This window comes from Nocardia sp. GTS18, from assembly GCF_013839555.1.
Taxonomy (GTDB): Bacteria; Actinomycetota; Actinomycetes; order Mycobacteriales; family Mycobacteriaceae; genus Nocardia; species Nocardia rosealba.
Window position 1 is genome coordinate 16,025 of the sequence record NZ_JACBIU010000051.1, and the last position, 11,435, is coordinate 27,459.

Genomic DNA, 11,435 nt, shown 5'->3' on the forward strand with positions numbered 1-11,435 from the left:
GAGCTAACTGTCCGCATCGCGCGGCATGCCGAGAATCCGTTCGGCCGCCACGGTCAACAGGATCTGCTCGGTACCGCCCGCGATGGAGAGACAGCGTGTGAGCAAGAATTCTTTCAGAACGTCGCTATCCAGGGAACCTTCCCGGCCGGAAAGTTCCAGTGCATATTCCGCGAGCTCCTGGCGGTACCGGACACCGACGAGTTTGCGGACGGCCGCCTGGGCGCCCGCATCGGCTCCGGCCACCGTGGCCGCCGCGATCCGCTGATCCAGCAAAGTGCCAGCAATCGAGGTGGTGATCAGGGCGCCGAAATGATCCTCGCGCAGTTCTGTTCCCCATCCACCGGGTGGGAAACCGGCGAGCAGCGCTTCCAGCGCGCCACCGATCCCGCCGCCGCCCATGGCGACGCGCTCGGCCGACAGGGTGGCGCGGGCGATCTTCCAGCCGTTGTTCAGGGCGCCGACCAGGCAGTTGTCGGGCACGAACACGTCGTCGAGGAACACCTCGCTGAACTTCTCCTCGCCGGTGATCTGCACCAGCGGGCGCACCTGCACGCCCGCGGCGCGCATGTCGACGAGGAAGTAGCTGATACCGCGATGCTTGGGTGCGGACGGATCGGTGCGGGCCAGGCAGATGCCCCAGTTCGCGGTGGAACCGAGCGAGGTCCACACCTTCTGACCGCGCAGCACCCATCCGCCCTCGACCCGCTCGGCGGAAGTGCGAAGGGCGGCCAGGTCGGACCCGGCGCCGGGCTCACTGAACAGCTGACACCAGATCACCTCGCCGTGCAGGGTCGGCCAGACGAAGCGCTCGATCTGCTCCTCGGTGCCGAAGCGAAGCAGGGTCGGCACCGCCCAGCCGGCGACCGCGAGGTCGGGGGTTTCCACCTCGGCCCGGCGCAGTTGCTCGGCGATCTGTAGGCACGTCATCGGATCCGCGCCTCGCCCATAGGGTTTCGGCCAGTGCGGCATGATCAGGCCTGCGTCCGCCAGTACGCGCGGGCGTTCGGCCGCCGGGAGGGCAGCGATGGTGGCGATCTCGGCCGACAACGCGGTGTCGCCCTCGGTGTCACCGAGGACGCGCTCGGCGCCGGTGGTCCGGCGCTGCCCGTCGCGCGTGAGTTCGGCGACCCTGGCCCGCCAGCGCGCCGACCCACCGAGCAACTGCCGCAGCGAACTGGCGCGGCGCAGATAGAAGTGCGCGTCGTGTTCCCAGGTGAAGCCGATGCCGCCGAGCACCTGGATGGCGTCCTTGGCGGTGTCGACGGCCGCGTCGAGCGCACAGGCCGCGGCGACAGCGGCCGCGATCGGCAGCTCCTTGCCACCGGCGTCGAAGGCATCGGCGGCATCGGCGGCGACCGCGCGGATCAGTTCGGTGCGGCACAGCATCCAGGCGCACAGGTGCTTGATCGCCTGGAAGCTGCCGATCGGCTTGCCGAACTGCTCGCGCACCTTGGCGTAGTCGACGGCCGTTCGCAGGCACCAGCCGGCCACGCCGGCCAGTTCGGCGGCCGCGAGGGTGACGAACAGATCAGTGACGTCGAACGGCGGCGCGAAACCTCGTTCGGCAGCGGCACTCTCGGCGGTTACCCGCGCCAGCGGCACCGTCGGATCACCGCTGGACAGCGGCGTGATCGTCGCATCGGTGAGCACGAACCAGCGGGTGCCGTCGGCGGTCTCGGCAGGCACGAGCACCTGCGTGTCCGCATCCGCCCCGTAGACGAATTCCCAAGTGCCGCTGACCTTCCAGCCCTCGGCATCCGAACCCGTCGCCGAACCCGACGACGCATCGGGCAGTGCGACACCACACGGCGTCCCGGCGGCCGCGCCGGTGACCAGACCGGCGAGCGCGGTGGCCAGCACCGGGCCGTTCACCAGGTCGTCGGCCGTCTGTTCCAGCAGCACGGCCAGGTCGGCGACAGTGCCGCCGAGTCCGCCGTGATCGTCGTCGAGCGCTACCTCGAACAACCCGAACTCGGCAAGTGCGGGCCAGCACTCGCGCCAGCTGCCGCCCGCCCGCATTGTTGCAATCGGCGCCGCCGAGCTCGCCCAGCTCCGCAGGGAGGCCGCGGCGGCTTTATGCTCGTCAGTGGTGGCGATGGTCACAAGAAAAACCGCCCTTCCGGCGTGGCTCCCACTCCTAGAACATGTTCTAATATCCGGGGTGGGTGTAAGTCAAGAGACCTTCACCGGCAACCATGTTCTTCCGCCGTACTCAGCGAAAGGGTTTCCACGATGGACAGTCCCGCACCAACGCCCACCGTGACAACGCTGTCCGAAGAGGAGCTGAGTTCTGCCGCGCAGCGTGAACGCCGCAAGCGCATCCTCGACGCCACCCTCGCCCTCGCATCCAAGGGCGGCTACGACGCGGTGCAGATGCGCGCGGTGGCCGAACGCGCCGACGTGGCCGTCGGCACCCTCTATCGCTACTTCCCCTCCAAGGTGCACCTGCTGGTGTCCGCTCTGGCAAGGGAATTCGAGCAGTTCGAGAGCAAGCGCAAGCCGCTGGCAGGCGACGGTCCGTCCGAGCGCATGCACGGCCTGCTCACTCAGATCACCCGGATGATGCAGCGCGACCCGCTGCTCACCGAAGCCATGACGCGCGCGTTCATGTTCGCCGACGCCTCCGCCGCCGCCGAAGTGGACCGCGTGGGCAAGGTGATGGACCGGGTGTTCGCCCGCGCCATCGCCGACGGCGAACCGACCGAGCGTCAGCTCGCCATCGCTCGCGTGATCTCCGATGTGTGGCTGTCGAATCTGGTGGCCTGGCTCACCAGGCGCGCATCTGCGACCGATGTCACCGAGCGCCTCGAGCTCACCGTCGACCTGTTGCTGGGCGATCGCGGATAACCCCTGCTCACCCGTTGGTACGGCCGGACGAGTACCGACGGGATTAGCCGCGAGGTCGCGGACTACCCGGACGACACTCGTGCGCACAACCCGCCGCGCCGCTCGCGCGCGAGAATTGACCCAGTATTGTTTTTGGCGCCCCCTGATCCACTCCTCCCATCACTAGGTTGGATGCGTGAGCGCACAGGAACTGCCCTTGGATGTCCGCCGTGCACTGGCGTCGGTCGCACGAGTGCCACGGCTATTGGTCGCCTCGGACTACGACGGGACAATCGCCCCGATCGTGTCCGACCCGTCGAAAGCGTTTCCCCAACGGGAATCGGTGAGTGCGCTACGCGCGCTCGCGGGGCTGGCCAATACGACGGCAGCGGTGATCTCCGGTCGGGCGCTACGCGATCTCGCCGCGCTGTCGCGGCTCCCCGTCGAGGTGCAGCTGATCGGTAGTCACGGCTCCGAGTTCGATGTCGGCTTCGTGCATGCCATCGACAACGACGCCAAGCAACTGCTTTCGGAGATTCACGCCGCCTTCGCCCAGATCGCCGCCGACAACCCCGGCGTCACCGTGGAGATGAAACCGGCGAGTGCGGCACTGCACGTGCGCAACGCCAGCCCCGAAATCGGCAGGCGCGCACTGAATGCCGCGCGCCAGGGCCCGGCGTGCTGGGTCGGGGTGCAGGTCACCGAGGGCAAGGCGGTGATCGAACTCGCGGTGATCCCCACCGACAAGGGCACCGCGCTCGACACCATCCGGCACCAGGAAAGCGCCTCGGCCGCAGTGTTCTTCGGCGACGACGTCACCGACGAGAAGGCCTTCCGGGTGCTGTCGGGCCCCGATGTGGGCATCAAGGTCGGCGAGGGCGAGAGCCTGGCCAAGCTGCGCGTCGACTCCACCGAGGACGTGGCGCGCGCGCTGGCGTTCCTCGTCGAGGAGCGGCGCACCTGGCTCGCCGGTGCCAGCGCACCGCGTATCGAGCGGCTGAGCATGCTCGCCAGCCCGCGCTCGGTCGCCCTGCTCACCCCCGACGCCACCGTCACCTGGTTCTGCCACCCCGAACCCGATTCGGCGGCGGTGTTCGCGCACCTGCTCGGCGGGTCGGCGGCCGGTCACTTCTCGGTGGCGCCGGAGCGGCCGAGCCTGCCGTTGTCACAGCGCTACGTCGACGGCACCATGACCGTCGAAACCCGGTGGGCCAGTTTGCAAGTGGCCGACTACCTGCCGCACGACGTGACCCCCAACCGCACCGACCTGACCCGCGTCATCACCGGTACCGCCAAGGCCGTCGTGCACTTCGCGCCGCGGCCGGAGTTCGGGCAGGTGCCGGTGCGAATCGAGGCCGTGCACAACGGGCTTCGGGTGAGCGGCACCAACGATCCGATGGTGCTCCGCTCCCCCGGCGTGCAGTGGGAGATCACCTCCGACGGCATCAGTGAGCAGGCGCGCGCCGTGGTCGATCCGGCGGTGGCGCCGGTCGTCCTCGAATTGCGCTGCGGTACTGCCGATCTCGCGCCGTCGATGACGCCGGAGTCGCAGCGCCGTCAGCTGGCCGAGCGGTACTGGACCGAGTGGGCGAGCGGTCTGCAACTGCCGCCGCTCAAGCCGGACCTGATGAAGCGTTCGGCACTGACCCTGCGCGGACTCGTGCACCGCCCGTCCGGATCGATCCTCGCCGCCGCGACCACCTCGCTGCCCGAGGACATCGGTGGCGTGCGCAACTGGGACTACCGCTACTGCTGGCTGCGCGACGCCTCACTCACCGCGCAGGCACTGGTCACGCTCGGCTCGCTCACCGAGGCCGAGGAATTCCTGGACTGGGTGCACAAGGTGCTCGCCACACTGCCCGGCCCCGAGCGGCTGCACCCGCTGTACACGATCTACGGCGAGACGCTGCCGCCCGAGGCCGTCATCGACCTGCTGCCCGGATACGCCGGTTCGCGGCCGGTGCGCGTGGGCAACGCGGCCAATATGCAGGTGCAGCTCGATGTGTTCGGCCCGATCGTCGACCTCATCACCACCCTGGCGCAGGAACGGGAACGCCAGGGCGCCACCGACGCGGCCGAGGCGCTGCCCGACGCCGACTGGGAACTGGTGCACGCCATGGTCTCCGCGGTGCAGCGGCGCTGGACCGAACCCGATCACGGCATCTGGGAGATCCGCGGCAACCCGCGCCACCACGTGTACTCGAAGGTGATGGGCTGGCTCACCGTCGACCGCGCGCTCACCCTCGCTCAGCGTTTCGATCGCGCCATCGATCCCGAATGGGTGACCCTGCGCGACACGATCGCCGAAGAGGTGAAGGCCAAGGGCTGGAACGAGGAGGTCCAGTCCTACACTGCGGCCTACGACGGCACCGACCTCGACGCGGCCACCCTGCACATCGGTCTCAGCGGCCTGATCGACCCCGCCGACCCGCGTTTCGCGGCGACCGTCGTGGCCACCGAGGCCGAACTGCGCAGCGGTGCGACGGTTTACCGCTACCACCACGACGACGGTCTGCCCGGCGGCGAGGGCGGTTTCCACCTGTGCGCCGCCTGGCTGGTCGAGGCGTATCTGCTGATCGGCCGCCGCTCCGATGCCGAGGCGTTGTTCGCACAGCTCGTCGCCGCGGCCGGCCCCACCGGCCTGCTCAGCGAGGAGTACGACCCCGTCGCCGAGCGCTCCCTCGGCAATCACCCGCAGGCCTACAGCCACCTCGGCCTGCTGCGCTGCGCTCAGTTGCTGAGCGCTGCCCGCCTCCCCGTGACATCAGGCCAGATCTAGGCGCGGGGATGCTATAGGCAGGCGGCCGACGTTCTCCAAAGGGGAACGTCGGCCCGTGCCCGATGAGTTACCCATGTACCTGCGAGACAGGGACGGCAGTCCGGTGGCCACGTTCACGGGCCAGCATCATTGCTGCTAATCTAAAACGGTAACGATTTCCATTATGATCTGACGCACAGCCGTGTGTGGTCCGGTCGTGGTTTGCCCCAGGAGTCCCGCGTGAACAGTCGAATCGCCCGTGCGTGTGCCGGTCTCACGGCGGGAGTGGCGGTCGCTGCCGTCCTGACGGCCTGCGGCGGTGGCTCCGAGGAGTCCGGAACTCCCTCGATCGTGGCGTCCACCGATGTGTGGGGCTCGGTCGCGAGCGCGGTCGCCGGGCCGGACGCCCAGGTCAGCGCCATCATCACCGACCCGGCCGCCGACCCGCATTCGTTCGAGACCTCGGCGACCGATACCGCGAAGATCAGCGACGCCGAGCTCGTGGTGTTCAACGGCGGCCACTACGACGAGTTCATCGAGCAAGCCATCTCCGGTAAGGACAAGCGGACCGTCGAGGCGTTCGAGGAGCGCACCGACAAGAGCGACGAGAACGAGCACGTCTGGTACGACGTCACCACCGTCGCCGCCGTCGCCGACCGCATCGCCGCCGAACTCGGCGAGATCGACGCGCCGCACAAGGACGCCTACACCGAGCGCGCCGTCGCCTTCAAGAACCAGCTGATGGGCATCAGCACCATCACCGGGGCCATCGCGGCACAGACGCCGAACGCGGCGGTCGCCCAGTCGGAGCCGCTGGCGCACTACCTGCTGCTGGCCGCCAAGGCACAGGACAAGACTCCGCACGAATTCCAGGAAGCGATCGAGCAGGAGACCGACCCGTCCCCGGCCGCCGTCGCCGCCACCCGCGACCTCATCACCGGCAAGCAGGTCAAGGCCCTGATCTACAACACCCAGACCCAGGACAAGGTCACCCAGGACCTGCGCGCGGCCGCGCAGGCTGCCGGTGTGACGGTGGTCGAGGTGACGGAGACGCTGCCCGAGGGTGTCGACTACGTGCAGTGGCAGACGGCCAATGCCAAGGCGCTGGCCGCGGCTCTGCGCTGACGCTCGGAACTCGCGCTACCGACGACCCGGCTCGCTGAATCCAGACCGCTGGAGATCTCACCGCTGAAAACTCGATCGAGGACCTCATGACCGACGCAACCGCCCTGTCGGCGCCCGGCACGACCGGCGCGCCTGCCGCAGGCATGGCCGGCGCGCAAGCGGATCCGGCGATCCGGTTGCGCTCGGCCACGATGTCGTTCGGCGAACGGAGTCTGTGGAGCGACCTCGATCTCGAGGTTTCACCTGGTGAGTTCATCGCGGTGCTCGGCCCGAACGGGTCAGGTAAGACCTCGCTGTTACGAGTGCTGCTCGGCACGCTCGGGCTCACCGCGGGCACTGCCGAGATCGCCGGGAGGCGAGCCGGGGTGGGCAATCCGGGCATCGGGTACATCCCGCAGCAGAAGACGATCGACGCCGGAGTGCTGTTGCGCGGCGTGGATCTGGTCGGGCTCGGCGTGGACGGACACCGCTGGGGCCTGGGCTGGCGCAAACGTGGTGAACGGGCCGAGCAGGTCGAGGCCGCCATCGCCGCGGTCGGCGCGCAGAAGTTCGCGCAGGCCCCGCTCGAATCGCTGTCCGGCGGCGAGCAGCAGCGGTTGCGGGTGGCCCAGGCGCTCGTCGGCGACCCCTCGGTACTGCTGTGCGACGAACCCCTGCTCAGCCTCGACCTGGCCAACCAGCGCCTGGTGGCCGAACTGATCGACAAGCGCCGCCGCGAACACGACACCGCCGTGCTGTTCGTGACCCACGAGCTCAATCCGATCCTGCCGCTGGTCGACCGGGTGCTGTACCTGGTCGACGGCGAGTTCCGGATCGGCACACCCGACGAGGTGATGACCTCGCAGACCCTCTCGGAGCTCTACGGGACCGAGGTGGAGGTGCTGCGGGTGCGCGGGCGGCTCGTGGTCGTCGGCACCGGTGACGATATGGACGCCCTGGCCTGATGGACAAGCTCACCAAAGTGCTCACGTCGATGTTCGACATCGGCACCACCGCGAACCTGCTCGGCTACGACTTCGTGCAGCAGGCGCTGCTCGCCGCCGCCCTGCTCGGCCTGCTCGCCGGGCTGATCGGGCCGCTCATCGTGGCCAGGCAGATGTCGTTCGCCGTGCACGGGACCAGCGAACTGTCGCTCACCGGTGCGGCGGCGGCGCTGCTCGTCGGCGTGGGCGTCGGATTCGGTGCCATCGCCGGTTCGGTGGTCGCGGCCGTGCTGTTCGGCTGGTTGGGTTCGCGTGCGCGCGAACGTGATTCGGTGATCGCGGTGGTGCTCTCGTTCGGGCTCGGCCTGTCGGTGCTGTTCCTGTGGCTGTCCCCCGACCGCGCCGGATCGAAGTTCTCGCTGCTCACCGGGCAGGTCGCCAGCGTCGGCTACGACGGGCTCGCCCTGCTGCTCACCTGCACCGCCGCCGTGCTGGCCGTGCTCGCCGTGGTGTACCGGCCGCTGCTGTTCGTCAGCGCCGACCCCGAGGTGGCGGTGGCGCGCGGGGTGCCGGTGCGAGCGCTGTCGGTGGTGTTCGCGGTGCTGCTCGGCATCACCGCCGCGTTCGGCGTGCAGATCGTCGGCGCGCTGTTGGTGCTCGCCCTGCTCATCACCCCGGCCGCCGCGGCCGCGCAGGTGACGTCGAGCCCGCTGCGGGCCACCGTCCTCTCGGTGATCTTCGCCGAGGTCGCCGCCGTCGGCGGGCTGCTGCTGTCGCTGGCGCCCGGCGTGCCGGTGTCGACCTTCGTCACCGGCATCTCGTTCACCATCTACCTGGTGTGCCGGGTCGTCGGACATCGGCAGCGCAAGCTCGCGCCCGTGCGCTGAAATCGCCACGGACCGCGCACGGCAGCGCGATGATTCATCCATGATCGATTTCTCGGTACCGGAGGATCTGGCCGCCCTGCGCGATCGGGTGCGCGCGTTCGTCGTCGACCGGATCGTGCCGTTCGAGCGCGATCCGCGGCTCACCGCGCACGGGCCGACCGACGAGTTGCGGACCGAACTGGTCGAGTTGGCACGAGCCGAGAAGCTGCTCACCGTGCAGGCGCCCGTCGAGTACGGCGGGCTCGGGCTCAGCCACGTGGAGCAGGCGCTGGTGTACGAGGCGGCCGGGTGGTCGACGCTCGGGCCGGTCGCGATGAACTGCGCGGCGCCCGACGAGGGCAACATGTACCTGCTCGGCAAGATCGCCGACCCCGAACAGATCGACCAGCATCTGATGCCGATGATCCGCGGGGAACGGCGGTCGGTGTTCGCCATGACCGAACCGGGCGGGGCCGGCTCGGACCCCGGGCAGCTCAGCACGCGGGCCGTGTTCGACGGCGAGAACTTCGTGGTCGATGGGCAGAAATGGCTCATCACAGGTGCCGACGGCGCCGCGACCTGGATCATCATGGCCGACCTGGCCGAGAACCCGCACCTGCCCGCCGGGCCGACGCTGTTCCTCACCGAGGCCGACACGCCGGGCATCGTCATCGAGCGGATCATGAACACGATGGACCGCAACTATGTGGGCGGGCACGCGGTGGTCCGGTTCGAGAATCTGACGCTGCCGCCGAGTGCGGTGCTCGGCCGCACTGGTCAGGCCCTGCGCTACGCCCAGTTGCGTCTGGCCCCCGCCCGGCTCACCCATTGCATGCGCTGGCTGGGCGCCGCCGAACGCGCGCAGAGCATCGCCCTCGACCACGCGCGCACCCGCACCGCCTTCGGCAAGCCCATCGGGCAGCACGAAGGGGTGTCGTTCATGTTGGCGGACAACGAGATCGCGCTGCACCAGTGTCGGCTGACCATCTGGCACACCTGCTGGCTGATGGACCAGGGGCAGCAGGCCAGGCACGAATCGTCGATGGCCAAGTCGTATGTCTCCGAGGAACTGTTCAAGGTCACCGACCGGTGTGTGCAGGTGCTCGGCGGGATCGGGATCAGCGACGAGACCGTGGTGGAAATGCTGTTCCGCGACATGCGCGCCTTCCGGCTCTACGACGGGCCGACCGAGGTCCACAAATACGCGATCGGCAGACATCTGGTCGGCCGCTAGTACCATTCGATCCCATGAGTTCGGAACTGCTGGTCGATGTCCGCGCGGGCGTCGCGGTGCTCACGCTCAACCGTCCTGCCCAGCGCAACGCCGTCACGGCGACCATGACGGCCGAACTCGCGGCGGCCCTTCGCCGCTGCGACACCGACGACGCCATCCGCGCCGTCGTCATCACCGGTACCCCGCCCGCCTTCTGCGCCGGTGCCGACCTGTCGGCCGGTGCGGGCGGTGCGAGCGCGACGCTCGATCCGTCACCGTGGCAGGTGCGTAAACCGGTGATCGCCGCCGTGAACGGGCACGCCGTCGGCATCGGGCTCGCCCTCGCCTTGCAGTGCGATCTGCGCTATTTCGCCGACGACGCCGTGTACGGCCTGAGCCAGGTTCGGCGCGGTGTACTCGCCGACGGCTACGCGCACTGGACCGTGCCCCGCCTGGCCGGGCTCGCCAACGCCGCCGACATCATGCTCACCGGCCGCACCTTCGACGGCGACGAAGCCAAGTCGATGGGGCTGGCCAATGCCAGCCTGCCCGCCGCCGAGGTGCTGCCGACCGCGCTGGCCGTCGCCGAGGACATCGCCGGTGGCCCCGCCCCGCTCCCCGTTGCCCTCACCAAGCGGCTCATCTGGGAAAGTCTCGGGATGACCCCCGCCGTGGTCGGGCAGCTCGAATCCGAGCTCAACGCGCACGTGGCCAAGAGCATCGACGGCGGAGAGGCGATGACGGCGTTCAAGGAACGTCGTCAGCCGAACTGGTCGGGCAGCGTCAACGACGAGTGGCCCGCCTGGGATGCCCCCGGCGAACGCCCGAGCCTCGACTAGCTCAGAAGTTCCCGTTGCAGGACCCCGCCAGGTACAGCAGCGCGAAACAGATCATCAGAATCGTGCCGATGATCCCGCCGATGTACCCGATCAGCACCTGATGACGCCCACTGAGCCCACCGTAGGAAGCGTCGATCTCGTTGAGTGCCCGCTTCCCGAGCGTCCACGCGACCGGCCCGAAGATCCCGCAGCAGAACGGGCTGAGCAGCCCGAGCACGAGAATCATGTTCGCCTGCGGGTGCTCGACCGTCGGGCCGATCGGTTGATTAGGGATCGCCACCCCCCGAATTCTACGGTGTGCGACCACGATTCAGCGTCAGCAAACCACAAAGTCCGCCACTCACCGCACTCCCAGCCCACACGACCCACCCGAGCCCGCCACCTACCGCATTCCCAGCGCCCCGCATCACCCGAGCCCGCCATCTACCGCACTCCCAACCCACGTGGCACCACCCGAGTCCGCCACCTACCGCATTGCCAGCCGCACGGCACTACTCGAGTCCGCCACCTACCGCACTCCCAGCCGCACGGCACCACTTAAGTCGCCCTGACCGCACTCCCAGCCACACGGCGCTACTCGAGTTCGCCACCTACAGCACTCCCAGCCACACGGCACCACTCGTGTCCGCCATGACCGCATTCCCAGCCCCGCACGACCCGACCTCGAGGAGGGTCCGCCGCGAAGCGGCGCAGCGGCCCGGCCGCGCGAACAGCGCTCGAAGCGCATGCGCGAAGCGCGAGTCTCGAGCGCTGTTCGCGCGGCCCCTCAGGGGCCGCGCTCGAGCGCGCCAGCGCTCCAAAAACACAGCCCAATACCTCCGTGGGCGCAATCCAAAAAGAGCCGGGCACGCTACAAAGCAGCACCCCCGCCCTACAGCACCTCAC

General features: G+C 69.0%; 9 protein-coding genes. 7 read left to right on the forward strand and 2 right to left on the reverse strand.

The window, feature by feature from the left end; genetic code table 11:
• Nucleotides 1-3: 3 nt before the first annotated feature.
• The gene (locus HYG95_RS23625) at nucleotides 4-2,103 is read right to left on the reverse strand and encodes an acyl-CoA dehydrogenase (RefSeq protein ID WP_181701165.1); all 2,100 of its coding nucleotides are present in this window, start codon (nucleotides 2,101-2,103) and stop codon (nucleotides 4-6) included.
• Nucleotides 2,104-2,232: 129 nt separating this feature from the next.
• Here HYG95_RS23625 and kstR point away from each other — a divergent pair, with 129 nt between their 5' ends.
• From kstR to HYG95_RS23660, 7 genes are all read left to right on the forward strand, one after another.
• A complete protein-coding gene (gene kstR, locus HYG95_RS23630) occupies nucleotides 2,233-2,847 on the forward strand; it encodes a cholesterol catabolism transcriptional regulator KstR (RefSeq protein WP_181701167.1) in 615 nt (204 codons plus the stop codon).
• 175 nt (nucleotides 2,848-3,022) lie between these two features.
• Entirely contained in the window at nucleotides 3,023-5,605 is a 2,583-nt protein-coding gene (otsB, locus tag HYG95_RS23635) for a trehalose-phosphatase (RefSeq protein WP_181701169.1), read from the forward strand.
• A 219-nt stretch (nucleotides 5,606-5,824) separates the two neighbouring features.
• On the forward strand, nucleotides 5,825-6,709 hold the full coding sequence (locus HYG95_RS23640) for a metal ABC transporter solute-binding protein, Zn/Mn family (protein WP_225281365.1): 885 nt from the start codon (nucleotides 5,825-5,827) through the stop codon (nucleotides 6,707-6,709).
• Nucleotides 6,710-6,852: 143 nt separating this feature from the next.
• Nucleotides 6,853-7,653 (forward strand): metal ABC transporter ATP-binding protein, encoded by an 801-nt coding sequence (locus HYG95_RS23645; protein WP_255495656.1) that lies wholly within the window; start codon nucleotides 6,853-6,855, stop codon nucleotides 7,651-7,653.
• Nucleotides 7,653-8,519: a metal ABC transporter permease gene (locus HYG95_RS23650; RefSeq protein ID WP_181701173.1), complete on the forward strand. Its 867-nt coding sequence runs from the start codon at nucleotides 7,653-7,655 to the stop codon at nucleotides 8,517-8,519. The genes HYG95_RS23645 and HYG95_RS23650 overlap by 1 nt, the downstream gene beginning before the upstream one ends.
• A 40-nt stretch (nucleotides 8,520-8,559) precedes the next feature.
• On the forward strand, nucleotides 8,560-9,732 hold the full coding sequence (locus tag HYG95_RS23655; protein WP_181701176.1) for an acyl-CoA dehydrogenase family protein: 1,173 nt from the start codon (nucleotides 8,560-8,562) through the stop codon (nucleotides 9,730-9,732).
• Nucleotides 9,733-9,746: 14 nt separating this feature from the next.
• On the forward strand, nucleotides 9,747-10,550 hold the full coding sequence (locus HYG95_RS23660; protein WP_181701177.1) for an enoyl-CoA hydratase/isomerase family protein: 804 nt from the start codon (nucleotides 9,747-9,749) through the stop codon (nucleotides 10,548-10,550).
• A 1-nt stretch (nucleotide 10,551) separates the two neighbouring features.
• On the opposite strand, the gene HYG95_RS23665 is transcribed toward HYG95_RS23660, so the two are convergent.
• Nucleotides 10,552-10,830 carry a hypothetical protein gene (locus HYG95_RS23665; protein ID WP_067495645.1) on the reverse strand — a complete coding sequence of 93 codons (279 nt, stop codon included), beginning with the start codon at nucleotides 10,828-10,830 and terminating at the stop codon, nucleotides 10,552-10,554.
• Between the last annotated feature and the right edge of the window lie 605 nt (nucleotides 10,831-11,435).

Coding starts and splice junctions, on each gene's coding strand:
- kstR (WP_181701167.1), top strand. CDS start 2,233: ATGGACAGTCCCGCACCAACGCCCACCGTGACAACGCTGTCCGAAGAG.
- HYG95_RS23645 (WP_255495656.1), top strand. CDS start 6,853: ATGGCCGGCGCGCAAGCGGATCCGGCGATCCGGTTGCGCTCGGCCACG.
- HYG95_RS23650 (WP_181701173.1), top strand. CDS start 7,653: ATGGACAAGCTCACCAAAGTGCTCACGTCGATGTTCGACATCGGCACC.
- HYG95_RS23655 (WP_181701176.1), top strand. CDS start 8,560: ATGATCGATTTCTCGGTACCGGAGGATCTGGCCGCCCTGCGCGATCGG.
- HYG95_RS23660 (WP_181701177.1), top strand. CDS start 9,747: ATGAGTTCGGAACTGCTGGTCGATGTCCGCGCGGGCGTCGCGGTGCTC.